We start from the raw sequence: 24,707 nt of genomic DNA on the forward strand, positions 1-24,707 counted from the left end.
CCCTATATGTAAAAAACGGCTTGCGCTCCAACTGAATGCTTACATTGGAGGCAAACCGTTTGCCAATACTAATTTAATTCTTAACCAAACCGTTGCGGTGCGCATACACAGCTAGCTGCGTGCGGTCCTGAAGCTCACATTTCATTAATAGATTGGATACATGTGTCTTAACTGTCTTTATACTAATATGAAGTTCTTCGGATATATCTTTGTTGGCCTTGCCGTCCGCAATGAGCAGAAGCACCTCTTTCTCACGCTCAGTCAATCCTTCATCATCCGGCTGCGCGGCTCGTTTGCGCAATCCACGCGACAAGGCTTGCGATACATCGCCGTTCATCACCGGCATGCCGCGGCATGCTCCGCGGATCGCATAGATAAGATCCTCTGCGGATACTGTCTTCAAGACGTAACTGATAGCTCCCGCCTGAATGGCTGCAACCACTTGTTCATCTTCCATGAAGCTGGTCAGCATGACGATTCGCAGCTTTGGAAATCTAGTAATAAGTTGTCTAGTCGTCTCTACACCGTCCATATCCGGCATCATCAGGTCCATCAGCACTAGATCCGGCAGCTGGTCAGGGTTAGCGCTGATCTTCTTGATTGCTTCCAGCCCGCCGCTTGCTTCACCAACAACCTCAATCTCTGAATCGAACATCAAATACGTACGCAGTCCCAGCCGCACCATCTCGTGATCGTCAACGAGAAAAATGTTCATTTTACTCATCCGTTTCGCCTCCGTCCAGTTCCTCTGCCACATGCTTAATTACTGGTTGGTCTCTCTCTTCTTCTACTTGTTCAAATAAAGGTATATGTACTCGAATGGTTGTTCCTGCTCCAGGCTGGCTGATAATGTCCATCGTCCCGCCCAGCTTATCGCACCGTTCTCTCATTGTAGTCAATCCGTAGCTTCCGGCATGTGTATTCTTATTGATGTTGAAGCCCTTGCCGTCATCCGCGACAACGAGCAGCACACGCTGGTCTATTTCATGCAGCGACAAGTTTACATGCTTCGCTTGAGCATGCTTCACCACATTGGCCATCGCTTCTTGAATCATTAGGAAGCACTGATGCTCCTTCGCTTCAGACAGCCCTGCTCTCAGTTGGATCTCGATCTTCCCCTGCAATCCGTTCTGATTGCAATAATCGGGGAACCAACGCTCCAACGCTTGCTGCAGCGTTCTTCCGTCCAGCTCGATCGGACGGAGCTGCGCAATCAGTCCTCGCATCTGCCGCTGTGCTGAATGCGAGATCTGTATCAGCTGGCTTACAACTATCTGAGCCCGCTCCATATCCATTTCCATGACTTTGGGAAGCGAGGAAGAAGCCATATGCATTGCGAACAGTTGCTGGCTTACCGTATCATGCAGATCACGAGCCAGTCGCTTGCGTTCTTCCTGAACGATCGCTTCACTTTCACGCTCATGATCAACAACCTGCTGCTCAGACAGCTTTTGGAGCAATTTAAGCTTATGCTCCATCGTTTGAATCATAACATTAAAGTCCGAATATACTTGAAAAAAGGCATCCTCATCATCATCCTGAATCCGTACAGACCAATCGCCCTTCGTTACCTGCATCATGCTCTCATGCAAAACATCCAGTCTGCGTTGCAGCCGGACGCCAGCAATATATCCTGTTAGGATGGAAACGATGAGTACGGTCACAATGCCGAATACCCACCAATTCCATCCTTCATACCACATACCATTAACCAGTCCTAGCCATAGCACACTTATGATAACACAACCCGAGACGATGAAGGTAAAGAGCAGTTCCCATTTGACACTTCGGGCATTGCGAAATAACTTCTGCACCATAATATGCTATCCCACCTTCTTCACTCTTACATCACCGATGAAGGTGCTGACGACGATGCGAACTTTCTTGCTTGCATCATGATAATATGGGGATTCGACGTTAGTCGTCCGCATGAATCCACTTTCCTCCTGATCAAGCAAACGCACATCGCCAATGAATGAACTGGATGTAACGGTAACGCCAAGATCCATATCGCGCGGTATATATACCTTTACGTCGCCAATAAAGCTGGAGACCGTAATCTTAGTCTCACCGTATGGAACTTGAGCTTTCGTCAGATCGATCGTCGAGTCGCCGATAAAGTGAGAGATATCCATCGGTCTAAGTTCCCAATAATCCTTTCCGATGTTAAAATCACCGATAAAGGTTGACTTGTTAATCTTCTTTCCCTTGGAGCCGTGACTGCCCGCGCCCATACCGAACTCGAACTCCCATGAATTCGTTGAACCTTCATCGCCAGTCCCCTTTTTTGGCTTGCTTGAGGGCTTGCTTGAGGCTTCATTTTCCCCATATACCTCTTTATTGAATATATCCTTTGAATAATCCACATCTTTAAATGGATCAGGGTAGTTAGGATCGCCATAGTCCGGGATAGATGGAGACGCTGGAGCCTGACTTGACTTATTCTGCTCTTGATTATAGCCATCATCCCAGTTCTTATTGTTCCCCTGCCAGTCGCTTTTTCTGCTTCTGGACTTCCGCGGCTTGAACAATACCCATAGACCGCCGACAATTAAGCCAAAAGGAAGCGCATAGCTCATGAAGTCAGACCAGCTTAATGTAATAATATTTAGATTTCTCAGCAAATAGTAAGCACCTATGCCTAGCGGGAATATCCCCCAGAATCCGCCTTGGAACAGACCGTTCAACCCTACAAACACCAAAATGAGCGGCCAAAACGTACTAAACAATTCACTAAGGTCAAAGTTTATATATCCCATCTGCTGCAGCAAGAAGATTACACCGGCACCGATCAGAACAAAACCGACCATCCATCTCTTTCCTAGATTCATCATAATCCCTCTCTTCGAATGTTGCTTTCGTTTATCTTATATCTGTATTGTATAGCACACACAGCTAAGTAAACAGCGGCGAGGGATTGAACTGTGAATCAGTCTCTAGACCGAGCTGCTGTAAATAGCATCCAATACAAGCATGCACAAAAGAGACTGCCTGCAGGCAGCCTCTACTTCCATTATGTCAAAATCGAATGCAAGACGACACTATTGTTGAGCTTTTTGGTTTTGGCCATTAGTTGCTTTGTTTGCTGCACCAGCAGTACCTTCGTTTTCAACTGCAAACTCAGCGTCAAAGTTTTGATTTACTTGGTTTTGACCAAACTGTTGTTTGCCAACCTGTTTGGAATTGTACTTCGAGCTTTGCTTAGTCATCACATTTCACCTCCCTTGTGCTACACATCCGCCTCAGAGCGGCCTGTGAACATTTCGAGAAAACAACTGTTTCCCCAAGAAGTATTATGTGATGATCCGAAAGCCGCTATGCATGGGCAAAGCTGTTAAAGCATCGTCTCCGGAATCTTGTGATGCTTCATAACAGCCTCATTCAGCTCCTGTAGAAACTCCTCTGTAACCTTTCCGCTGCCCTTCTTAATCACCTGCACGTCGACGACTTTCTTGCCCCACTGCGAATAGACCTGCTTCGTAGTATCAAAGTATAGATCTAACTTCTTCCCTTTGATGGCTGAACCAATGTCAGCCACGATTCCATACCCATAGCCAGGCACATAAAGAATGGAACCAATCGGAAATTCTTTAAGATCAGCGGCAATGGTGGAAACGTAATCGCGTCTTACCTTGACACCGGAATACGTTATCCCATATTCGGGATGGCCAGGTTTCTTCCCTGTTGATTCAATGCCGGCTGTATAGCCGGTAGCTGTCACCTTAACTTCCTTCAGTACTCGCGTTTGTTCTGGCGCAAGCAGATCATCCGTGAACACCACCTTGCTATTGGCTGTTACCGTGTTCGCCTTAGCAGCGGAATCTGGATTGACAGATTGTCCTTTAGCTGGAGTAAATGATCCCGCCAATCTTGATGCATTCGCAATAGACATGTCAACATAAACAAAAAGATTCGAACGCAAATCCATGTCTGGATATACTGCTGATTCATGTCTGTTGCTTTGGTTCAACATCTCAAATACTTCATACGAATTTACGTTATTTCCTCGCTGCAGCATCTGCAATCGAACCTGATCGGAGATTACTTGCTGCGGCAAGCCGCTCCATTTCGCGGATTCATGTATCCGAGTACCATAATTGATACTGTCTGCACCCATACGATCCCAATCATTCATCTCAGCGAGTGAATGCATATCTTGCTGTTGAATGTGAATGGCCTGATGTAGATTCCAAGTAGATAAAGCGGCTTGTAATTCAACATTGGATGCTTGCGCATATGCGACTTGTCCATAACCAGTGATTAGCAAACATCCTGTTATGGCGATTAGACATCCTGTTTTGAACGACAACCTGCTGTATTTCACGATACTGCCACTCCGCTTCTTTAATGTGTTATTACCGTTCCCCTTTTTAATTGTAAGCATTTGGTTATCCCCTCCTAGTCGGAAGGATGTCCGCTATAGTCCACAATTATTCATAATCGACAAAAATAGAACGTCTGCGACAAAAACAAAATGGCGACCGCACCCTGATTGAACATCAGAGTACGATCGCCACTGCATGTATACACATAGATCGATGCTATCCAGAGCATTTCATCCTATTTACATAACCTGCTTTTCTGCTATTTGACCGACTATCGGGAGCTTAAACCATTTTCCTAAGTACGCTTGTACCATAAGCAAGATCCAAAGAATTACTCCGATTGGATAAATGAAAACAGATAATATCCACCCTAATATCGGTATAAATCCCAGTACGACATTCAGTACGAAGAGTCCTCCAAACACAAGCAATGACTGCATCGCATGAAACTTAACGAATCGATTATCCTTTTCTAATACTAAGAAGATGATACCCGTAATTGCTCCAAGCAGATAGCACAATAAGCCTGCAATATTCTGATCCAGACCTGTAGAAGACTGTTTGTTCCCATTCAGATTCATCTGACTCAAACTTACCACTCCTTGAGTAACATAATTGCCTCGCATTAATGCTATGAGAGTTATTGAAATAATATTCATCTCAGTCGCTGTAACGGGTCTTTATGCCACACGAATAAGGGGCTTGTCCCCAGGTAGAGTAATCTACCTATGGGAAAGCCCCTCATATCAAATGGTGTATTTTCTGCGCCAATAGCGGGAAAGTACACTTAAGCTTATTCTTCTGTAGACTTTACATCAGGCACCTTGCGTGTGCGAATCTCTTCGTCCAGAATCGCGATTGCGTCGGATAGCGGCATCATGCCGAGATCGCCTTGACCGCGCTTGCGCACGGAGACAGAACCGTTATTCTTCTCGTTCTCACCGACAACAAGCATGTAAGCCATCTTCTCGAGCTGCGCTTCACGAATCTTATAGCCCAGCTTCTCGTTGCGAAGATCCGCTTCCACACGAATGCCCGCTTGACGCATCTGTTCTTCCACTTCCTTCGCATACGCTTCATACGTAGGTGAAACTGGCAGAATCTTCGCTTGCACTGGTGCGAGCCACAACGGCAGCGCGCCTGCGTAGTTCTCCAACAGGAATGCAGTCATGCGTTCCATCGTACTGATGATACCGCGGTGAATAACGACAGGACGGTGCTTCATGCCGTCTTCGCCGACATATTCCAGCTGGAAGCGCTGCGGAAGCAGGAAGTCCAATTGAACTGTACCCAATGTTTCTTCCTTGCCGAGTGCCGTCTTAATCTGTACGTCAACCTTTGGACCATAGAACGCAGCTTCGCCTTCCGCTTCGAAGAACGGCAGACCGAGCTCGACAACAACCTCACGCAGCATGCGCTGGGACATCTCCCACATTGCATCGTCCTGGTAATACTTCTCTGTATCCTGCGGATCGCGATAAGACAGACGGAAACGGTATTCCTTGATGCCGAAGTCCTCATATACTTTCTGCAGCAGGTTGATTACGCGAGCGAACTCCTCTTTAATCTGATCCGGACGAGCGAATATATGAGCGTCGTTCAGCGTCATTCCACGAACGCGATGCAGACCAGTCAAAGCGCCGGACATCTCATAGCGATGCATCATGCCAAGCTCTGCGATGCGGAGCGGCAGATCACGGTAACTGCGCAGCTCGCTCTTGTATACCATCATATGGTGAGGGCAGTTCATTGGGCGAAGAACAAGTTCCTCATTATCCATCGCCATCACAGGGAACATATCCTCTTGATAGTGCTCCCAGTGCCCTGAAGTTTTATACAGCTCTACATTAGCCATTATTGGTGTGTACACATGGTTGTAACCAAGACGCTCTTCCATGTCTACGATATAGCGCTCCATTGTACGACGAAGTGTCGCGCCATTAGGCAGCCAGATCGGCAATCCTTGACCTACTTCTTGAGAGAACGTGAACATCTTCAGCTCTTTACCGAGCTTGCGGTGATCGCGCTTCTTCGCTTCTTCCAAGTAATGCAGATGCTCATCAAGCTGAGCTTTCTTCACGAAAGCTGTACCATATATGCGCTGTAGCATCTTATTCTTGGAATCACCTCTCCAGTAAGCTCCAGCCAGGTTCATCAGCTTGAACACTTTCAGCTTGGATGTGCTTGGAACGTGAGGTCCGCGGCAAAGGTCAAAGAATTCGCCTTGCTCATAGATCGTAATCTCCGAATCCTCTGGCAGATCGTTAATAAGCTCCAGCTTGAGCGGATCGTTAATGTCAGTAAACACGCGCAAAGCTTCTTCTCGAGATACGACATGACGGCGAATCGGAAGGTTTTCGTTGACGATACGCTCCATCTCTTTCTCAATCTTCGGCAGGTCTTCCGGTGTCAGCGATACATTCATATCGATATCGTAGTAGAAGCCGTCTTCAATGACAGGTCCGATACCCAGTTTTACGTCTGCATCACTGTACAAACGCTTAATGGCTTGTGCCATTAGATGCGCAGAGCTGTGACGGATCACTTCCAGCCCTTCTTCAGAATCAGGCATAACGATTTCTAGGGAAGCATCTGCTTCGATTGGCGTGTACAAGTCAACCACCTTTCCGTTCAGCTTGCCTGCCACTGCGTTTTTCTTCAAACCGCTGCTGATCGAACCCGCAACATCTTCAATTGTTGTGCCTTGCTCGTATTCGCGAACAGCACCATCTGGCAAAGTAACTCGTACCATAGACATGTTAAAGCTCCTCCTAATACGCTAAATTGGCAACAAAAAAACACCCGCCCTATAAAAGGGACGAGTGTTATGTTATAACCCGTGGTTCCACCCTCATTCAATATATACATAAGCTGCATCTGCGCCAAATATGGTGAAGCAGCATTCCGTGCATATATCCTTGAGCATTCTGTAACGGGAATGAACCGTTGAATAATAATAAGAAGCGAATCCTAGCTGCTTCTGTTCCCATTCAAAGCTCCGAAGGGGTAAATGCAAGTAATCGCCGAAGGGACTTTCAGCCGAGATCCCTCTCTCTGAACGGTTACAACCCTGCATCCATGGCTTCGTCAACGCCATATTGCTTGATGTAATTCAATATGGCATATTATATGCGATATCATCCCTGTTGGTCAAGAGCAATATTATGTGCATTGATCCTGCGAAGTCCAGTTTGGATTCAGATAGGATGCGCACGATGGGCAATAACCACATACATGAACTCTAGCTTCGAATATTTGTTCAATCGTCTTGATCACTTGAGAATCTGGTTCACATGTGTGTATGACGATATGGCCTGGGGATACATGAATAAGCGTGCTCACAATCATATCCTCCATCTCCATATCACAATCGATCATCTCGACAACCATCCCGTCCATGATATGAGATGACTCCAATGGAAGCCACTGCTCATTCAGCAACGAAAATTCGTGCCCGCCCTTATGAACGAGATGAGCTAACGGTATTTTGGTTTCCTGAATAAACACAAAATATTTTAACAAGCTGATGAATTCTTGATATTGTCGTTCCAGCACATACTCATCCATGGCATATGCTACAACTTCACGAAGTTCTGTCATATAGCTGTCCAGCCGAAATCGAATAAACCCATCAATATGGAGTTGTGTATTCTCCTCCAAATAATGGAGCAGCACTTTCCGAAGCTTCATACAGCGTCGTTTTCGAGCTTCATGGTGAGTGCTGTCATCCATACCGTTCAAGAGTTGAATGCAGTACGCTTCAATCTTCTCTACATCAGAAGAATCGATGTTTTTTTCTTTCTTGATTAACTCACGCAGCAGCGGAAGCTCCTTCACGGATAAAATGTATTCTGCAAGCGCTCTCGCAGCGCGATTCCACACATCCTGAGCTTGTAAAGCCAACTGGAAACCAGGGAGTCGACCTAAGCAGGTAATACCTGCCGCTGAACCGGAATCAAAATTTTCCAATATAACGCCATTCGCCTGTGTATGTAAATCGTCCATTTCCTGCATCAACAGCCGAGATAACGATTCCAGCTCATTTCGAGTTCCATTCGATACCGATATGGTGAACAGCTCCATGAACTCACTCCTTTCTGTTCCTTATTCAGTATATGGGGTGGACGAAACAGATATACGAAGTGAGTTTTGGTAATCCGAAGGAGCTCATACGGTTTGGCAACCGCACAGAAAAAGCGCAATGAGGACAGATCACTCTGCTCCCCAATGCGCTTCGTTAGGTCGGTATATTAATTCTGCATCACAAAGTCACGTTCAATCGTGTTCTGATCTTCATCAAATGTTCGAAGAATATTGTACTGCGTATCACGCTGCGCAGGGATCTTGCCCGCATCACGGATATGCTTAAGAATGCTGCCGATGTTTACTTTATGAGTCGCGCCGGCGGCAGACACAACATTCTCCTCAATCATCGTGCTGCCGAAGTCATTGCAGCCGTACGACAATGTCTGCTTGCCAATTTCTGGTCCCATCGTTACCCAAGAGGATTGGAAGTTGGGAATATTGTCCAAGAACAAGCGGCTGATCGCGAGTGTCTTCAAGTACTCTTCCGGCTTGACACGATCCACCTTCATCGCTGTGTTGTCCGGTTGGAACGTCCATGGAATGAAGGCAAGGAAGCCTTTTGAAGGATAGTTGCGCTCTATGCATTCATCTTGCGCGATACGCGTACGTTCCAGATGCAGCGCCCGCTCTTCCATCGACTCACCGAAGCCGATAACCATCGTGCCTGTCGTGGTCATTCCTACCTGATGAGCAGTCTGCATCACATCCATCCACTCGCGCCATGTGCCTTTCAATCGGCTGATCTTGTGTCGAGTGCGATCATCCAGAATCTCTGCTCCTCCACCCGGCAATGAATCCAAGCCTGCTTCATGAATCTGGCGGACAACCTCTTCAAGCGACAAGCCGTCAGACACATTCTTCATCTTCCAGATCTCGGCTGGAGAGAAGGAGTGCATCGTAATGCCAGGGAAGCGCTTCTTAATGTTGCGCAGCAGCTCTGTATAATACGAAAATGGCAGATTCGGATTCGTGCCGCCCTGCATTAATATTTCTGTCCCGCCAACATCTATCGTTTCCTGAATCTTCTGGAAGATCGCTTCATCTGGAAGCACATACCCCTCCTTCGATCCTGGAGGACGATAAAACGCGCAGAAGCGGCAGTATACGTCGCATACATTCGTATAGTTAATATTTCGGCCGATAACGAAAGTTGTAATCGGATCTGGATGCCACTTCAACATAACCTGATTCGCGGCATGTCCCATCTTCTCAATCTGATCGGATTCAAACAAGGTGATACACTCTTCTGTATTCATGCGCTCACCGCGCAATACTTTATCTAATATGCGATCAACTGGAGATATCATCGTCATCGTCACTTCCTCTCTATGTTATTTCATTCACAGGATGGGTATATTCAAGCCACCCTGCTAATGCTTGGTCTGTAATCTTTTAGCCCAAGAGTTATGGTAATATCATGCAATAATGATTAAAGTTAAAGAACCATAACCCATCGTATCATAGTTTATCCATCTTGTTAATCACTTGTTGTTCATCGTATTATGTACGCTTGATGGGCTTATCCCATTCGTCATACAGCCGTTTCAGCACAAAAAAGGAGTCCAAGGGCAACCCCTCGGACTCCTGTTCGTTAGCTGCGACGAATGCTTCGCCTCAGGCAGCATCATAGCGCCTGATCTAGATCCTCGATCAAGTCTTCAATATGCTCCAGACCTACAGAGAAGCGCAGCAATCCATCTGTAATGCCGCGCTCATAACGCACAGCTTGCGGCATAGCGGCATGCGACATCATGGCCGGATAGGACAAGATGCTCTCAACAGCGCCTAGGCTCACTGCCACGAGCGGCAGCCGAACTTGATTCAGCACCTTCTTGGCATGTTCGCCAGAGCCGACATCAAAGGATACTACGGCGCCGTATCCTTTCGATTGACGCTCATGAATCTCGCGATGTGGATGATCGGCTAGCCCCGGATAATATACCTTCGTGATATCCGATCTGCTGCTCAGCCACTCAGCTAAGCGGCGGGCGCTTTGCTCACTGTGCGCCATGCGCGCTTCGAGCGTCTTCATGCCGCGCATGAGCAGCCAACTGTCCTGTACGCCGAGCACAGTTCCAAGTCCATTCTGCAGCGCCTTAACTCGATTGCCCAGCTCTTCATCATGGGTGACGGTTAATCCCGCCAGTACATCGCTGTGTCCGCCTAGAAATTTCGTCGCGCTATGAAGCACGATATCAACACCCTGCTCGATCGGCCGCTGATGATAAGGGGTCATAAAGGTATTATCCAATAAGGTAATAAGTCCTTTCGACTTCGCCCAGGCGCACACGGCGGCTATATCCGTAATCTTAAGCGTTGGGTTTGACGGCGTCTCCATGAAGACGCCTCTCGTGTTCGGACGCAGCGCCGCTTCCACTTGATTCAGATCGGTCATGTCCACGAACGTCGTTTCGATCTGCAATCTGCTGAGAATCGTAGTTAATAAACGATAAGTCCCTCCATACACATCCTCCGTTACGATCAGATGGTCCCCAGCCGAGAACAACAGAAGTGTTGATGAGATGGCGGCCATACCAGAGGCAAAGGCGAAGCCTCGAGTCCCGCCTTCCAATACAGCAATATATTGCTCCAGCGTTTCGCGCGTCGGATTGCCGGAACGAGAGTAATCATGCTTAGGGGGATTATAGATGTCTTCGTGATGAAAAGTCGTCGCTTGAATGATGGGCACGCTGGATGCCCCTGTATGCTCACAGATCTCACCGCCAAAGTGAATCAGCTTGGTTGCGAAGCGATCTGATTTCGGTTGTATTGGTTCATTCGATTGGCTCATCTGCTATACCTCACTTCCTAGCGGCTGCTGTTCCTGCTGCGATACTTGTTCCTGTGCACAGCGGATCGCTTGATCAAGATCCGCTATCAGGTCATCCACATGCTCGATGCCTACTGAGAAGCGCAGCAGCCTATCATCCACGCCGACAGCATCGCGCACTTCCTGCGGAATGTCCGCGTGCGTTTGAACGGCGGGATACGTCATTAGCGATTCGACACCGCCCAAGCTTTCCGCGAATGCGATCAGCCTAATCGTTGATAGAATCGGAGCGACGTAACGAGCATCCTTCAAGCGGAAAGAGAATATGCCGGTATTGCCCGAGCATTGCTTCTGCTGAATATCGTATCCCTGATGTTCAGGCAGCGCTGGATGGTAGACCGTTTCAACCGCTTCGTGCGCCTGCAACCATTCCGCGACGCGAATGGCGTTATATTCATGGCGCTCCATTCGCAGCGCCAGCGTCTTCATGCCGCGCATGAGCTGATAGCTGTCCGTCGGTCCAAGACAGGCGCCGATGGAATTGTGCAGAAATGCCATTTCCTCGGACAGCTCTTTGCCCTTCGTCACGATGATGCCAGCGAGCACATCATTATGTCCGCCTAGATATTTAGTCGCGCTGTGAACGACGATGTCAGCGCCAAGCTCAAGCGGACGCTGGAAGAATGGCGTCATCAGCGTATTATCGACGATCGTGAGCATGTTATGCTTCTTCGCCCAGCTTGCCGCGGCCTCGATGTCCGATATCATCATCAGCGGATTCGTAGGCGTCTCGATAAACACCGCGCGAGTCGCTGGGGTTCGAAGCTTCTCCATCCCCTCGAGATCATTCGTATCGACATATGAAGCCGTGATGCCAAATCGAGCAAGTATTCTTTCCAATATTCGATAGGTGCCGCCGTATAGGTCCAAGGAGGCGATCAGATGATCACCTTGACTGAATAGAGCAAACACATTCTGGAGCGCGGCCATCCCAGAGCTGCAAGCGAAGCCGGCATCGCCTTGCTCCAGCAAGGCGGCGGCGTCTTCCAGCACGGCGCGAGTCGGGCTCTTCGAGCGGGAATAATCATATCCCGTGCTCTGCCCGAGCCCTGGGTGGCGAAATGCGGTCGCTTGATAGATCGGAAAGTTGATCGCTCCCGTCTTCGGGTCTTGGATGGATCCGATCTGAGCTAGTTGACTTTCTATGCGGTAGGAGCGTTCATCTCGTTCGATCATATTAGATACCGGCTCCCTCTTTGCGAGATTTAGCCGAGCTGAGAACATACGGTGTCTCTTGATATACGTAGTAGTTCAGCCAGTTCGAGAACAGCAGGTTAGCATGTGCTCGCCATGTGGAGTACGGGGTTTGACTTGGATCGTTATTCGGGTAGTAATTGATAGGAATATCCATCTCCATGCCCTTGGCTATATCACGATCATATTCCCACTTTAGTGTATAAGGGTCATACTCGGAATGACCCGTAGCAAATATTTGCCGTCCATCCTTGCTCGCAACAAGGTATACCCCTGCTTCTTCCGATTCCGACAGAATGATAAGATCTTCTACCTTAACGATATCTTCCTTGCGAACCTCCGTGTGACGGGATTGCGGAACAAGGAAACGCTCATCGAACCCGCGTGTGAGTCGAATATTCTCAGCCGTTAACGAATGGTTAAATACGCCGAAGCATTTCTTCTCAAGCGGAACCTTAGGGATACCGTAATGATAGTAGAGTCCTGCCTGCGAGGCCCAACAGACATGAAACGTTGAAGTCACATTCTCTTTCGACCATTCCATAATGCGGCACAGCTCTTCCCAGTAGGTAACTTCTTCGAAGTCCATCTGCTCGACTGGAGCTCCTGTAATAATCATGCCGTCGAACTGCTCTTGCTCAATATCCTCAAACGTCTTATAGAAGCTGATCAGATGTTCGGCAGATGTGTTCTTGGATACATGTGTCGCAGGATGGAGCAGCGTCACATCCACCTGCAGCGGCGTATTGCCGATCAAGCGAAGCAATTGCGTCTCAGTCGTTTCTTTTGTCGGCATTAGATTAAGAATGACAATTCGCAGCGGTCGGATATCCTGCATATACGCACGGGATTCAAGCATGACGAATATGTTCTCCTGAGTCAGTATTTCTTTGGCTGGTAAAGTATCCGGAATTTTAATCGGCATGACGTTCTCCTCCTTTGGAATGTGGTCTCAAATGAGACAATCAGCATGACAAGCTGGGAAAGGGCTTATGATCGCAAAAAAACCTTTCTCAAATCTTGAGAAAGGTTCATGTTAATCGTATTCATGCGCCTCTCTCATCTGTCAGCCCGTATTGGGATCTCCCCCATTCGGTTCTGCAAGAATTAGCACCGCTGCTTCATAGCCTGAGCTATAAGCCGGTTGCCGGGTTTCATCGGGCTTGTCCCTCCACCTGCTCTTGATAAGATTGCCGTTGCATATTTAGTTTGGTCTTCATTTGGACTTGGTAATAATTTATAGCATGCATGAGCATTCCGTCAAGCACTAATTCACAATAATTTGAAATACTCCATATGCTAAATAAGGAATTGGTTGGCACAATATTTTGGTTGAAAGCCATTTTCATGAGGGGTATACTATACAAGTGCTTGGCATAGTCAAGCAACTAAACTTCACTAATAGAGGTGAATTCGGATGGATGGCGACCCGAGGCCGCGCCTAGGTATGAGCAAACAACCGAATACGACGATTCGACGAGTGTGCAGGATATGTTCAAGACCTGACGATTGTCGTCTGCCTGCATGGGCATCATGCGCAAGCTGAGCAAGTCTATCTTCCTATATCCATAGGGACTGAAGCTAAGTTCAGTTTATGCGCGCGTCTGATGTGTATTTATCACATCACACCTCAAGCTGCGATTCCCCATGACGACACGGACGGCTTCGTTTGTCATGATTCATCCTCCCTCGTATGAATTGTCATTACAATGACAACACAAGCTACCTATATGATGGTGGCGAGAAGGAGTGGTGAACATGAAGATACGTCTCGTCCACGAAGGTGTATTCACACCTGTCGAAGACATTCAACTCACATTAACCCCGCCCGAGCAAGGTTTTTATTGGATCGACGCAGACCTAGATGATCTAGCCGTGCTGCAGCCGCTGTTTAACATGCATGATCTTGCCGTTGAGGACTGTCTAAGCGAAGATGAGCAGCGTCCGAAGATGGAGATGTATGAAGACCATTACTTTATCGTGGTAAACAGCATTCGATTCGATGACGAAGAAATCTTCTTGCGTGCACTCAATATTTTCTTAGGCAAGCATTACTTAATTACGGTTACAAGACAGAAGATCAACGAGCTTCGTACCGTCAAGCCCCTCTTATGGGAACAGGAAGTCAATACGCCCGATCGCATGCTGTATATTCTTGTTGATACAGTAGTGGATAGCTACTTTACGGTTGCTGACCGCATTGAAGCGAAGATCGATAATCTGGAAGAAGTCGTGCTGGTTAACGCTAAGAAATCGCATCTAAACGAAATCATTAATCTGCGAAGCGAAATTCTGTGGCTGAAGAAGGGCCTTGGACCGCAGAAGGATGTGATCTTCGTACTCTACAACAAAGATCTGCGTTTGATCGATGATGAACTGCAGAAATATTTCCGAGACATTTATGAAAATGCTGTAAAAGTGGCAGAAACATTCGAAACGTTCCGCGACCTGATGGCGAACTTGCGAGAATCTTATCATTCCAGCACCGCCAATCGCGCGAATGAAATTATGCGCGTATTCACCGCAGTAACGACGATCTTCATGCCTTTGACCTTTATTACTGGATTCTACGGAATGAACTTTGATTATATTCCGTTTCTGCATCAGGAAAATGGAGCCGTCTACGTTGGCATATTCATGCTTGTTCTTGGGTTGACCATGTTCTTCTGGTTCCGCAAGAAGGATTGGCTCTAAACGAATAGCTATCATATAGAGGGGCATTCCCTTCATCCAGGTTACCTGCCTCGATGATGGGGAATGCCCCTTACTTTATGCGCTTTGCTGATTGCTTGTTCGTTTGCGGCCAGCTCTCGATGACTGCCCGCTTGCTGCCGAGTCCATGGTAAGGCGCAGCAGACGAATGCGTTCATATCGGCGCTGCAATTCCGAGCCTGTGCCTGTCAGCGCTTCTTCGCCGTATATGCGTATGAACACCGGCTTTAAATACTCCGGACCAAGCTCAGTCAAGGCATTGCGAATCGACAGAAGCTCTTCCTCCGGGGTATCCGCCAATTCCATGTTGATAAATGGAAGCACGTCATAGCCTTCATCAGCTAACGTTTCGATTCGCATCAACAGCTCACGACGATCCACTTCCAGCCGCTCCATCAACTCGCCAGCGCCTAAACCATCACGTACTCCCTCCAGCAGAACACGGCGCTGCATCAAACGGCTCAATTCCGCATCCATCTTAGCCCGTTCCTGTTCGTATACCCACTGGACAAATGCAGTCTCTGTAACCGCCCCTTCCACCCAATCGAGCGGAAAGCTGGTGCTGCGCTCTACCGTCTGCGTAATCGCTATAATCGCATCCGCGAAGGATTTCACCTTGGCTTCCCCGAAGCCTGGAAGCTGGCGAAGCTCTTCTGCATTATGCGGCACGAAGGCGCTCACTAGACGAAGCATCCGATTCGTCGCGATCCAATACGGCGCTCGACGCAGACTGCTCGCCGTCTCACGGCGCCACTGCGCAAGCCGCTCGTAGAGCTTATCATCGGAATGCAGCTCGCCATAACAGCTGATCCATTCATTCCTTTCCTTCATCCGCCGCTCATGAAGATTCGTATCCGGCATAAATCCTAGCGCTGGCTGATAGCCTTCTCGCAGCAATCGCGCAACTCCCCCGCGAAGCGCTGCTCGCATCTCCATCCATACGCTTCCCTCATACCATGTACCAGATGTCTCCATGCCTGATACTTGCTGTGCCTCATCAAGCTCAACTGCTTCATCCGGCTCCCACAGCACAAGCCACTTTCCTGCATCTTCACCTGCACTTAGCAAACCTGAGCGAAGGCTCTCGCCTTCAATCTGTTTCTCCATTCGCGCCATCCATACAACTTGCATATCCTATACCTCCACATGGTCAGTTTCACAACGAGACAACAGAGTGAGGAGGATGTGCTTCTGTAGGAATAGAAAAGCACCCCTTCGACGCCTTCTGCCGTCAAAGAGGTGCTTCCTCGTTCTAGTTATGAATTAGTTATATTATAGCACGACACTCTTGTATGTCAATGTATGGAATATAGTAGAGCTGATCATCACCAGGATCACGCTTCCAACATATGGTGACTTCTATTATAATGATGAGTAGGATTTCAACGCTGCGTTGATGAACTGCTGTGTTAGTAGAAGAGGAGGCATCAAGATGAGCCAAGAACTGGACTTTTTATCCGATCATACAGAAGATACATCCTGTCGCTTTGTCACCTTTATCGGCGATAGTATGCGTCGGTTCGATCTATGTGTGACAACAACGAGCCGTTTCTACGGCAAGAAGCTGGTTATGGATCTTCAAACGGGCTTGACTGCAATTCTAGGTCAAGACGATCTTGAGGAGGAGGGATACTTGGAGTCCTTCTATAAACTGACTGAGGAGGAAGCTGAGGATCTTCGACAATTCTTGTACATGGTCGTTGAGGAGGCTCACTTCACTGATTAATCTTCACAGTTCAGCTTGAATAGGCGCGGTTCGGGAAGCTATTAACTGGGCTGCTTCTTCATGGATGCCATCCATGCCAATGACCTTCAGTATCGCAGTCCGTGCGGTAATGGAGGTTTTTTAGCTTTCATTAATAGGTACCATCTGGTAAATCTACATAGTTATCAGGAGTTTCTTAGAACCAACGCCAGTAACTTTTGGAACAACCCGTTCTTATACGTATCAGCCGGCACAAAGGGCTTGGCGAGCCGGAAATTTACCTGAGACGTCGAAAACTTACATCTCAGCTCCAAATTCAGCTCGCACAGGGGCTGAGATGCAGAAAATCGACGTCTCAGCCTTCAAAATCGGCTTCGCGACCAGAAATTTGCCTGAGACGTCGAAAAAATGCACCTCAGCTCCAAAATCAGCTCGCACGAGGGATGAGATGCAGAAAATTAACGTCTCAGCCTTCAAAATCGGCTTCGCGAGCCGGAAATTTGCCTAAGACGTCGAAAACTTACATCTCAGCTCCAAATTCAGCTCGCACGAGGGCTGAGATGCAGAAAATCGACGTTTCAGCCTCCACAGCCCGCGCGCGAGCAAAAAAAGGACTTGTCCTAATACTTATAGGACAAGCCCCTGAGGCACTTATGATGACTGTGCGATTCCAGTCAGCGTCAGCACACTTTTCATTTCCAGTCGCTCACAGATAGAAACGACGCTCTCCGGATTCGGAGCAAAAAGGCAGCTCTCCGTTTCACAGCTGATCGGCACTTCACAATGTATGCGCGCAAGCTGGCGGGAAAGATGCAGCATCTCCATATCCGCTTCGATCTTCGTGCGAACTCCCTTTGCAAGGCTTGTCATATTGGCTAATATGCCTTCGATTGAACCGTGCTCTTGAATCAGCTTATGCGCTGTTTTCTCGCCAATACCGCGTACACCCGGATAGTTGTCCGAAGTATCACCCATCAGGCCCTTCATGTCAATTACCTGCTCCGGCGTCAGTTGACGTTCTTCCATCAAGTAGTCCGGAGTATAGACAGCGTAATTGCCATGCCCCTTCTTCATGATGATAACTGTTGTGTGTTCATGAACCAATTGCAGCATATCGTGATCCCCTGTGAGCACAAGCACATCGTGTTCATCACGATGCTGCTTCGCCAAGGTTCCGATGCAATCATCGGCTTCATAACCCTCGCTCGACACATTCGGTATGTTGAACGAATCCATAACCTCACGTATAAGCTGAAACTGCGGTACTAGATCCTCCGGACATTCCGGACGGTTCGCCTTATAATCGCCAAACTGCTCTGAGCGAAATGTCTTGCTGCTCAGATCCCAGCAGCATGCGATATGGGTTGGTTGGAACTTCTCAACCACATCCCAAAAATAACGCATAAATCCATAAACCGCATTCGTCGGTGTCCCATCCTTCATGCGGCGAATAGAGCCACCGTATGCTGTAGCGAAGTAAGCTCGAAACAGCACCGCCATTCCATCAACCAACAATAAACGAGATCGATCTTGTTGTTCAATCATCGAGATATGGCTCCCTTCTATATCATTTTCAACTGAAAACCTGACACTCTAGTCAACTCTGTAAAGTATATCACAACGGCAACGACAATCGGTTGACGCATTCTGCCAACGTTAGTTCGGATTAGCCATCACCTTAATTGGTGCTAGATGCAGTCCAAGTTTCTTGATAAACTTCTTCCTTGAAACCAACAGTGACTCGCTTGCCATCTGTTACGATCGGACGCTTCAGCAATCTTCCGTTGGAAGCGAGCAGTTCAATCCGTTCTTCCTCCGTCATGGTTGGCAGCTTATCCTTCAAATTCATAGCTTTGTACACTTCACCGGAGACGTTAAAGAATTTCTTCAGTTCCAACCCGCTCGCTTCAACAAGCTGCTTCAATTCGGAAGCCGAAGGCGGCGTATCGAAGATCGGAATCAGTTCCAGCTCATGCCCTTGCTCCTTCAGCAACTTAACCGCTTTGCGGCACGTACCGCATTTGGCATATTCATATACTGTCAATTTCATGTTCCATCCCCCAGTTGCAATCATGATCGAGTTATTCGTCGCACGATCAGCCTTCACTGCTGCGTCAACCAACGCTCCAAACGCACCAGGTCATCCGGCAGCGGCGCTTCAAACGTCAAACGTTCACCAGTCATCGGGTGAAGGAAGGACAGCTCGCCAGCGTGCAGCGCATGGCGTTCCATGTCCAGCTGCAATCTCGATTCAGGATTATAGAATCGATCGCTGAGCAGCGGACAGCCGATATGGCGCATATGCACGCGAATCTGATGCGTACGCCCCGTTTCCAAGACGCAGCGCACTTTGGCTGCGTCAATTCCCTCTGCCGTACGGTAGACTGCGATCGTTCCATAGTGCGTGATAGACGGATAGCCGTCTGATCTTACGACACGCAGATGCCGCTCCACGTCATCACGATCGATAGGCGCATCTACCGTACCGGCTTCTGGCAACGGTACACCTTCTACATAAGCCGTATACCGCTTGTACACCTCACCCCGCTGCAGCTGCTCGGACAGCTGCTGATGCGCAAAGGCGTGCTTAGCGATCAGCAAGACGCCGGAAGTGTCCTGATCCAGCCGGTGTACAGGTCGAAATCGTGTCTGCTCGCCTCGACTGCGCCAATAATGCACAACGCCGTTCGCCAGTGTCCCTGATGGATATCCCTTCGTCGGATGCACGACGATGCCTGGCGGTTTATTGAGCACCAGTATGTCCGCATCCTCATAGATGACATCGATCGGAATCGGCTCAGGCGGAATCGTCTCCAGCTGCGGCTCCGCGATTCGAATTCGCACCACGTCTCCGACGGACAGCGGCTTATGATTCCACAGCCGCTCCCCATTCACCGTTATGCCGTCTGGCATCTGCTTCAGGCGCGTAATCAGCCTTCTGGACATGCCCAAACGCGACAGCATAACGGTACGCAGCAAGATGCCGTCTTCATCTTCACCTACTGTATAGGTCAAGGAAGCGGCATCCCATACCTGCTGTTCTTCTTTAGGATCATCATGCTCCATCATGAATCGTAATTAACCTCAATTCTCATCCTTATGATCTTTCTGTCTGAATACAATCGCGCTGCGAGCGTATTCAATATCCGGCACGCCAGCAAGTGCATTAGCTCGACGAGAAGCGGCGAAGAAATAATCCGATAAGCGGTTTACATATTGCTTTACCTCAGGATGAATCTGCTCCTTACGCGCGAGCGTGACAATCTGACGTTCCGCTCGTCGGCATACGGTTCGGCATATATGCAGCGCAGCGGCAAGCGGTGTTCCGCCCGGCAGGATGAAGCGCTGCAGCGCCGAATTATGACGCTCGTGCTCATCGATCCACTGCTCCAGCCGTTCGATCATCTTCTGATTCACCTTGAACACAGCCCGACCCTGCTTCTCTTCTGCAAAGGCTAAGTCTGAGCCGCAATCGAACAGCTCGTGCTGAATTTCCAGCAGCTGCTCAGCGAGCTCTGCTAAGCCGTCATCATTACAGTGGGTAAGAGCTGCGCCTACGTATGCATTTAATTCATCCAGCTGACCATAAGCTTCTACGCGAAGATGATCCTTAGAGACGCGCCCGCCCTTGAGAGACGTCATCCCTTCATCGCCCGTTCTAGTATATATCTTCATTCTTCTTCCCTCGCTTAGCAATATTTCATTCCTATCGCTCGCTGCGGCTGCGAAGCTCTATCGCCATGCCGGAAGACATCCAAAACCATTGATGACTGTGCTTAGCCGCATGGCGATTGAATGCCGCGAGCTGCTCATGAAAGCAGCGCTCTTGATCTGACATGAATGGCGTCAGCGACGCAGGCTCATTCGAAACGATGAACAGCATGCCCTGATAAGAAAAAGCTGCGTTCTCCAGCTGCTCGCGATAAGCGGTCATCCGTTCGCGATAAACCTCAATTCCCGCTTCTGTTTGCATAATCAGCCTATGACAGGATGCTAGATAATCTGCAACGCTCCTAATAACGACGACACGACGATCAGCACGAAACAGATTGGATTCCCGATTTATTCGCTCCAACACAGCTGGCAATTCGATATCACTCGTTACGGTCTTCCAGCGAAAGCTTCCGTTACCCGGCAGATCAGCTGGAAGTAAAGCTTGACCGACTGTTACGACAAGTCCTTCACGGCCAAATGACGCAGCATAGCGGAGTATGTAAGAAGTCTTACCGCTTCCTACATGACCAGTAACTCCGATTATCACCTGTCATCCCTCCCGTATCAGTCTTGCCCTTGTTCTTGTATACATTAAGGCTTCTCTGCAAGCAACTGCATGATTTTCACCGATTGCTCCATGTTAGGTGTTGTTCCCGGTATAGCAACAAACCATTCTTCTTGTACGAGTCCGTGCTTCTCCATTAACGGAAGCTTAACTGTCGGCAATGCATATAGGTATTCACCTGGACGATCGACATACTTCTCTTCTTTCTTCTTAGCGCCATCTACCTTTTCAACCCAGTATCCATCCATTACACCTTCTTCATATTGGGCCTTATCGAAGTAATCATCGAGTGGCATATGAGCGCCATTTTCAGTATAGTTCTTAATATCTTTATACGGCAGTACAACAATTCCGTCTTCTCCAGCAGCATATTCAAGCATAATCTTTGGAGCACTGTACAGCGGAGCTGATATGACATCTACTGTGAACTCACCGTTTAACTTTTTGTTCAAATCAGCTTCCAATGCGTTGATACTCTCTTCTGGGATTTGATATTCATGCGACATAAAGATATTAATATCCGCTTTAGGACCACCACAACCAGCTAATACAGAAACAAGCATGAAGACGACAATCATTCCCATCCATTTCTTTCTATTCATAGAAGTTCTCCTCTCTCTCTATCAATTCAATACAATCTACTTAATATGTTTCATGATACCACAAACAATCACGCCAGAAAACGAACGCGAATAGACCAAGAAAAGGCATGCCTAATTGATTATCAATTGGCATGCCTTAGGTATACTTTAATAGATCTTCCTATATAAACAAAACGTACATTCAGACATTGGATTTCATATATTCGTTAATCTTAACATCCAGTGCGCTGCTAATCTCAATAACATTCTTAGCTGTAAACGAATTCTCCTCTTGAACCAAGAGCTCCATCTGCTTGCGCAATACGCGAATCTCATGTTCAAGATCAACCAGTCTGGATGATACGTTTCTTGCTTTGCTAGACCACTTAGGTTGAGTACGGTTATCCCTTAACAATTGTCCTGAATAAGGTGACAATGTATAGTCCGAACAAAACAAGCCACTTCTCCTCCTTCAAATGTTGAACCTGATATCGTATGCGCTATCGATTATCCTATCTTTATCGATAAATAATTTGAATATATCACGTATATTACCATGGTTTCAGTTGGAAAACTAGTGGTTTTTAGAATTATATACTATTTTTTCACATTTCTTGATTGATTTTGCGGATAAATTTACCGATTCTTTCGATAGCTTCCGTCAATTGAGTGACAGAAGTCGCGTAAGAGCAGCGAAGGAAGCCTTCACCACCTAGACCGAATACGTTGCCAGGAACAGCGGCTACCTTAGCATCATACAGCAATCGCTGTGCAAACTCTTCTGAAGTCAGCCCTGTCGATTGGACGGAAGGAAAGGCGTAGAAAGCGCCTTGCGGTTCATGACATTCCAATCCAATCTCGCGGAAACCCTTAACGACCAATCGTCGGCGCATATTATACGCCTCCATCATACGATCCTTCTCTTCGTGTCCATTCTTCAACGCTTCCAGGGCGGCCACCTGACCCATGATCGGTGCGCACATGACCGTGTACTGATGGATCTTCAGCATCGCAGAGATCAGCTCACGATGAGCGCACACATACCCCATTCGCCAGCCAGTCATCGCGAACGCCTTAGAGAAGCCGCTGACTAGAATCGTCCGATCCTTCATACCAGGCAGTGATGCAAAGCTGACATGCTTCTGGTCATAAGTCAGCTCAGCATAGATCTCGTCCGATATCACGATCAGATCATGCTCTTCAACAAGCTTGGCAATTGGCAAATAATCTTCATATGTCATGATACCGCCTGTTGGATTACTCGGATAACAAAGAATAAGTACCTTCGACTGAGGTGTGATGGCTGCCCGCAGCGACTCTGCTGTCAGCTTAAACTCATCCTTCGCGAACGTCTCGATGCCTACTGGCACGCCTCCGCTTATGGATACGATCGGCGAATAAGAGATATAACTAGGCTCTGGAATTAGAATCTCGTCCCCAGGCTCAACAAGCGCGCGAAGCGCTAAGTCGATGGCTTCAGAGCCGCCTACAGTGACGATCATTTCCTTATCCGGATCATAGGTTACGTCGAATGATTCGTGAAGATATCGCCCGATCTCCTCACGCAGCTCAGGCATTCCTGAATTGGACGTATACCGCGTCATGCCGCGCTCCAAGGAATACACGCAAGCTTCACGCACATGCCACGGCGTGCAGAAGTCCGGCTCGCCTACGCCCAGCGTAATAATGTCTTTATTGCCGCTTACCAGATCAAAGAACTTGCGTATCCCTGATGGTGCAATATCCCTTACCAGTGGATTAAGATATCGTTCCATCGTTCTTGTCGTTTCCTTAGTGGATACCTCATTAATCATATTCCATCACCTCACGGAGAAATTACAAGGCGGTGGTCGTCCTCATGATCTTCGAAGATGATGCCGTCCTGCTTATACTTCTTCAATATAAAATGTGTCTTGGTTGACAGCACAGATTCAATTGGGGACAGCTTATCCGATACAAAGCTTGCTACTTCACGCAAGCTCTTTCCCTCAACTTCTACCAAGAGGTCATATGCTCCCGACATCAAATAAACGGACTTTACTTGTGGAAACAGATAGATTCGTTCCGCGATGCTGTCAAAGCCTCTGCCTCTTTCCGGCGTAATCTGAACTTCGATCAGCGCTGTCACCTTCTCATCGTCAACCTTGCTCCAATTCACAACTGTGGCGTACTTAACGATGACATGCTCGGCTTCCATTTCCTCAATCGCCGCGCGCACCTCATGTTCTTCTGCACCAAGCAGCGTCGCGATCAGGTCAGGAGTGCGGCGCGCATCCTCCTTGAGCAAACCCAAGATCTTCAAGTTTAACTCGCTAAGTTCCTTCATTATTGCCCTCCCACGATTTATTCCGCTGTCCATTATGCCATAGGTCGATATTCTCTGCGCGAAACAAACCGATTTGTGATATGCAATTATGATACACCTATTGTACCTGCATGCCAAGAACCTGACTTGCAGTGGACTCTAATAATTTGACGCTTTAATGCGATTAACCTTACAAAAAAAGACCAATCAGCGCTGACTGATTGGTCTTTTTAAGCACCCTGGCCATTATCTACATATACGAATGCCCGCCGGAAGTGTTATAACGCTGATCTTGCCCTGCGGCTTCATTCTGGTTGTACGAGCTAGGATGCGCCGCATGCTGTCCCTGATTCGATTGACCCAGCTTCTGCTGTACGAACTGCTGACACTTTTGCTGCATCTGCTGATTCTGCTGATGAGCCTGCTCTACCGATTGCCGCAGCGCAGGTGAAGAGAGCGAGTACATATTCTGCTGCTGCATCAGATTGTACAGATCGCCTTGCATGCGCAGTGTGCTATTCGTTAGATCCGTGAACATTTGTCGGACAACAGGGCAATTCGCTTCGGTCGCTGCCGTCACATACTCTCGAACCGTTCGCTTCAAGTCAGCTAGAATCGTGTACATAAGATCTTGCTCCGGCATAAAGTTTGATGTATTCATGGGCTGTTCTTCTGGCTCCTTTCGAATGG

At 48.0% G+C, this 24,707-nt stretch carries 25 protein-coding genes and 1 riboswitch; of the genes, 2 read left to right on the forward strand and 23 right to left on the reverse strand.

The window, feature by feature from the left end; translation table 11 throughout:
* Positions 1–73 precede the first annotated feature (73 nt).
* The 12 genes from AC3WTP_RS05190 to metA form a co-directional block, all read right to left on the reverse strand.
* Positions 74–724: a response regulator gene (locus AC3WTP_RS05190; protein WP_492393523.1), complete on the reverse strand. Its 651-nt coding sequence runs from the start codon at positions 722–724 to the stop codon at positions 74–76.
* On the reverse strand, positions 717–1,817 hold the full coding sequence (locus AC3WTP_RS05195; RefSeq protein WP_492393524.1) for a HAMP domain-containing sensor histidine kinase: 1,101 nt from the start codon (positions 1,815–1,817) through the stop codon (positions 717–719). The genes AC3WTP_RS05190 and AC3WTP_RS05195 overlap by 8 nt, the downstream gene beginning before the upstream one ends.
* Before the next feature lie 6 nt (positions 1,818–1,823).
* Positions 1,824–2,834 carry a cell wall-active antibiotics response protein LiaF gene (gene liaF / locus AC3WTP_RS05200; protein WP_492393525.1) on the reverse strand — a complete coding sequence of 337 codons (1,011 nt, stop codon included), beginning with the start codon at positions 2,832–2,834 and terminating at the stop codon, positions 1,824–1,826.
* Positions 2,835–3,041: 207 nt separating this feature from the next.
* The gene (locus tag AC3WTP_RS05205; protein ID WP_492393526.1) at positions 3,042–3,209 is read right to left on the reverse strand and encodes a hypothetical protein; all 168 of its coding nucleotides are present in this window, start codon (positions 3,207–3,209) and stop codon (positions 3,042–3,044) included.
* Positions 3,210–3,334: 125 nt separating this feature from the next.
* On the reverse strand, positions 3,335–3,892 hold the full coding sequence (locus tag AC3WTP_RS05210; RefSeq protein ID WP_492393663.1) for a 3D domain-containing protein: 558 nt from the start codon (positions 3,890–3,892) through the stop codon (positions 3,335–3,337).
* A gap of 672 nt (positions 3,893–4,564) precedes the next feature.
* Complete coding sequence (locus tag AC3WTP_RS05215) at positions 4,565–4,906, reverse strand: DUF4870 domain-containing protein (protein WP_492393664.1); 342 nt, start codon at positions 4,904–4,906, stop codon at positions 4,565–4,567.
* 212 nt (positions 4,907–5,118) lie between these two features.
* On the reverse strand, positions 5,119–7,083 hold the full coding sequence (gene thrS, locus AC3WTP_RS05220) for a threonine--tRNA ligase (RefSeq protein ID WP_492393527.1): 1,965 nt from the start codon (positions 7,081–7,083) through the stop codon (positions 5,119–5,121).
* A gap of 404 nt (positions 7,084–7,487) precedes the next feature.
* Entirely contained in the window at positions 7,488–8,408 is a 921-nt protein-coding gene (gene ytxC, locus AC3WTP_RS05225; RefSeq protein WP_492393528.1) for a sporulation protein YtxC, read from the reverse strand.
* Positions 8,409–8,575: 167 nt separating this feature from the next.
* Positions 8,576–9,724 carry a cyclic dehypoxanthinyl futalosine synthase gene (mqnC, locus tag AC3WTP_RS05230; RefSeq protein WP_492393529.1) on the reverse strand — a complete coding sequence of 383 codons (1,149 nt, stop codon included), beginning with the start codon at positions 9,722–9,724 and terminating at the stop codon, positions 8,576–8,578.
* A gap of 311 nt (positions 9,725–10,035) precedes the next feature.
* Positions 10,036–11,202 carry a trans-sulfuration enzyme family protein gene (locus AC3WTP_RS05235; RefSeq protein ID WP_492393530.1) on the reverse strand — a complete coding sequence of 389 codons (1,167 nt, stop codon included), beginning with the start codon at positions 11,200–11,202 and terminating at the stop codon, positions 10,036–10,038.
* A gap of 3 nt (positions 11,203–11,205) precedes the next feature.
* On the reverse strand, positions 11,206–12,417 hold the full coding sequence (locus tag AC3WTP_RS05240) for a PLP-dependent transferase (RefSeq protein WP_492393531.1): 1,212 nt from the start codon (positions 12,415–12,417) through the stop codon (positions 11,206–11,208).
* 1 nt (position 12,418) lies between these two features.
* A complete protein-coding gene (gene metA / locus AC3WTP_RS05245) occupies positions 12,419–13,360 on the reverse strand; it encodes a homoserine O-acetyltransferase MetA (RefSeq protein ID WP_492393532.1) in 942 nt (313 codons plus the stop codon).
* A 131-nt stretch (positions 13,361–13,491) separates the two neighbouring features.
* Positions 13,492–13,626: riboswitch (SAM riboswitch) on the reverse strand.
* A gap of 567 nt (positions 13,627–14,193) precedes the next feature.
* Between metA and corA the strand changes: the two genes are divergently transcribed.
* Positions 14,194–15,129, forward strand: a complete 936-nt coding sequence (corA, locus tag AC3WTP_RS05250) for a magnesium/cobalt transporter CorA (RefSeq protein ID WP_492393533.1) — start codon at positions 14,194–14,196, stop codon at positions 15,127–15,129.
* Between the two features lie 75 nt (positions 15,130–15,204).
* Here the strand turns inward: corA and AC3WTP_RS05255 are convergent, their stop codons facing one another.
* On the reverse strand, positions 15,205–16,278 hold the full coding sequence (locus tag AC3WTP_RS05255; protein WP_492393534.1) for an HRDC domain-containing protein: 1,074 nt from the start codon (positions 16,276–16,278) through the stop codon (positions 15,205–15,207).
* 301 nt (positions 16,279–16,579) lie between these two features.
* Between AC3WTP_RS05255 and AC3WTP_RS05260 the strand changes: the two genes are divergently transcribed.
* Positions 16,580–16,873, forward strand: a complete 294-nt coding sequence (locus AC3WTP_RS05260) for a DUF3055 domain-containing protein (RefSeq protein WP_492393535.1) — start codon at positions 16,580–16,582, stop codon at positions 16,871–16,873.
* A gap of 630 nt (positions 16,874–17,503) precedes the next feature.
* On the opposite strand, the gene AC3WTP_RS05265 is transcribed toward AC3WTP_RS05260, so the two are convergent.
* The 10 genes from AC3WTP_RS05265 to AC3WTP_RS05310 form a co-directional block, all read right to left on the reverse strand.
* On the reverse strand, positions 17,504–18,397 hold the full coding sequence (locus tag AC3WTP_RS05265; RefSeq protein ID WP_492393536.1) for a 5'-3' exonuclease: 894 nt from the start codon (positions 18,395–18,397) through the stop codon (positions 17,504–17,506).
* Between the two features lie 133 nt (positions 18,398–18,530).
* A complete protein-coding gene (locus AC3WTP_RS05270) occupies positions 18,531–18,902 on the reverse strand; it encodes an arsenate reductase family protein (protein ID WP_492393537.1) in 372 nt (123 codons plus the stop codon).
* A 53-nt stretch (positions 18,903–18,955) separates the two neighbouring features.
* Positions 18,956–19,921 (reverse strand): RluA family pseudouridine synthase, encoded by a 966-nt coding sequence (locus AC3WTP_RS05275; RefSeq protein WP_492393538.1) that lies wholly within the window; start codon positions 19,919–19,921, stop codon positions 18,956–18,958.
* A 15-nt stretch (positions 19,922–19,936) separates the two neighbouring features.
* The gene (locus AC3WTP_RS05280; protein WP_492393539.1) at positions 19,937–20,527 is read right to left on the reverse strand and encodes a cob(I)yrinic acid a,c-diamide adenosyltransferase; all 591 of its coding nucleotides are present in this window, start codon (positions 20,525–20,527) and stop codon (positions 19,937–19,939) included.
* A gap of 31 nt (positions 20,528–20,558) precedes the next feature.
* The gene (locus AC3WTP_RS05285; RefSeq protein WP_492393540.1) at positions 20,559–21,113 is read right to left on the reverse strand and encodes a bifunctional adenosylcobinamide kinase/adenosylcobinamide-phosphate guanylyltransferase; all 555 of its coding nucleotides are present in this window, start codon (positions 21,111–21,113) and stop codon (positions 20,559–20,561) included.
* Positions 21,114–21,157: 44 nt separating this feature from the next.
* A complete protein-coding gene (locus AC3WTP_RS05290) occupies positions 21,158–21,733 on the reverse strand; it encodes a hypothetical protein (protein ID WP_492393541.1) in 576 nt (191 codons plus the stop codon).
* 181 nt (positions 21,734–21,914) lie between these two features.
* Positions 21,915–22,169, reverse strand: coding sequence for a Spo0E family sporulation regulatory protein-aspartic acid phosphatase (locus AC3WTP_RS05295; RefSeq protein WP_492393542.1), 255 nt, complete (start codon positions 22,167–22,169; stop codon positions 21,915–21,917).
* Between the two features lie 148 nt (positions 22,170–22,317).
* Entirely contained in the window at positions 22,318–23,526 is a 1,209-nt protein-coding gene (locus AC3WTP_RS05300) for an aminotransferase class I/II-fold pyridoxal phosphate-dependent enzyme (RefSeq protein ID WP_492393543.1), read from the reverse strand.
* Positions 23,527–23,537: 11 nt separating this feature from the next.
* On the reverse strand, positions 23,538–24,038 hold the full coding sequence (locus AC3WTP_RS05305) for an Lrp/AsnC family transcriptional regulator (protein ID WP_492393544.1): 501 nt from the start codon (positions 24,036–24,038) through the stop codon (positions 23,538–23,540).
* A 229-nt stretch (positions 24,039–24,267) separates the two neighbouring features.
* Complete coding sequence (locus AC3WTP_RS05310; RefSeq protein ID WP_492393545.1) at positions 24,268–24,678, reverse strand: spore coat protein; 411 nt, start codon at positions 24,676–24,678, stop codon at positions 24,268–24,270.
* Between the last annotated feature and the right edge of the window lie 29 nt (positions 24,679–24,707).

It is taken from the genome of Paenibacillus sp. EB106-04-04-XG159 (assembly GCF_058791835.1).

What these genes read in the sequence shown, in the direction of transcription:
- AC3WTP_RS05235 (WP_492393530.1), bottom strand. Translation starts at nt 11,202, where the DNA reads ATGAGCCAATCGAATGAACCAATACAACCGAAATCAGATCGCTTCGCA.
- AC3WTP_RS05265 (WP_492393536.1), bottom strand. Translation starts at nt 18,397, where the DNA reads ATGATTGAACAACAAGATCGATCTCGTTTATTGTTGGTTGATGGAATG.
- ytxC (WP_492393528.1), bottom strand. Translation starts at nt 8,408, where the DNA reads ATGGAGCTGTTCACCATATCGGTATCGAATGGAACTCGAAATGAGCTG.
- AC3WTP_RS05190 (WP_492393523.1), bottom strand. Translation starts at nt 724, where the DNA reads ATGAGTAAAATGAACATTTTTCTCGTTGACGATCACGAGATGGTGCGG.
- AC3WTP_RS05255 (WP_492393534.1), bottom strand. Translation starts at nt 16,278, where the DNA reads ATGCAAGTTGTATGGATGGCGCGAATGGAGAAACAGATTGAAGGCGAG.
- metA (WP_492393532.1), bottom strand. Translation starts at nt 13,360, where the DNA reads ATGCCGATTAAAATTCCGGATACTTTACCAGCCAAAGAAATACTGACT.
- AC3WTP_RS05260 (WP_492393535.1), top strand. Translation starts at nt 16,580, where the DNA reads ATGAGCCAAGAACTGGACTTTTTATCCGATCATACAGAAGATACATCC.
- liaF (WP_492393525.1), bottom strand. Translation starts at nt 2,834, where the DNA reads ATGATGAATCTAGGAAAGAGATGGATGGTCGGTTTTGTTCTGATCGGT.
- AC3WTP_RS05290 (WP_492393541.1), bottom strand. Translation starts at nt 21,733, where the DNA reads ATGAATAGAAAGAAATGGATGGGAATGATTGTCGTCTTCATGCTTGTT.
- AC3WTP_RS05240 (WP_492393531.1), bottom strand. Translation starts at nt 12,417, where the DNA reads ATGATCGAACGAGATGAACGCTCCTACCGCATAGAAAGTCAACTAGCT.
- AC3WTP_RS05210 (WP_492393663.1), bottom strand. Translation starts at nt 3,892, where the DNA reads ATGTCTATTGCGAATGCATCAAGATTGGCGGGATCATTTACTCCAGCT.
- AC3WTP_RS05280 (WP_492393539.1), bottom strand. Translation starts at nt 20,527, where the DNA reads ATGAAGATATATACTAGAACGGGCGATGAAGGGATGACGTCTCTCAAG.
- AC3WTP_RS05310 (WP_492393545.1), bottom strand. Translation starts at nt 24,678, where the DNA reads ATGAATACATCAAACTTTATGCCGGAGCAAGATCTTATGTACACGATT.
- corA (WP_492393533.1), top strand. Translation starts at nt 14,194, where the DNA reads ATGAAGATACGTCTCGTCCACGAAGGTGTATTCACACCTGTCGAAGAC.
- AC3WTP_RS05305 (WP_492393544.1), bottom strand. Translation starts at nt 24,038, where the DNA reads ATGAAGGAACTTAGCGAGTTAAACTTGAAGATCTTGGGTTTGCTCAAG.
- AC3WTP_RS05275 (WP_492393538.1), bottom strand. Translation starts at nt 19,921, where the DNA reads ATGATGGAGCATGATGATCCTAAAGAAGAACAGCAGGTATGGGATGCC.
- AC3WTP_RS05300 (WP_492393543.1), bottom strand. Translation starts at nt 23,526, where the DNA reads ATGATTAATGAGGTATCCACTAAGGAAACGACAAGAACGATGGAACGA.
- AC3WTP_RS05270 (WP_492393537.1), bottom strand. Translation starts at nt 18,902, where the DNA reads ATGAAATTGACAGTATATGAATATGCCAAATGCGGTACGTGCCGCAAA.
- AC3WTP_RS05215 (WP_492393664.1), bottom strand. Translation starts at nt 4,906, where the DNA reads ATGAATCTGAATGGGAACAAACAGTCTTCTACAGGTCTGGATCAGAAT.
- mqnC (WP_492393529.1), bottom strand. Translation starts at nt 9,724, where the DNA reads ATGACGATGATATCTCCAGTTGATCGCATATTAGATAAAGTATTGCGC.
- AC3WTP_RS05195 (WP_492393524.1), bottom strand. Translation starts at nt 1,817, where the DNA reads ATGGTGCAGAAGTTATTTCGCAATGCCCGAAGTGTCAAATGGGAACTG.
- AC3WTP_RS05205 (WP_492393526.1), bottom strand. Translation starts at nt 3,209, where the DNA reads ATGACTAAGCAAAGCTCGAAGTACAATTCCAAACAGGTTGGCAAACAA.
- thrS (WP_492393527.1), bottom strand. Translation starts at nt 7,083, where the DNA reads ATGTCTATGGTACGAGTTACTTTGCCAGATGGTGCTGTTCGCGAATAC.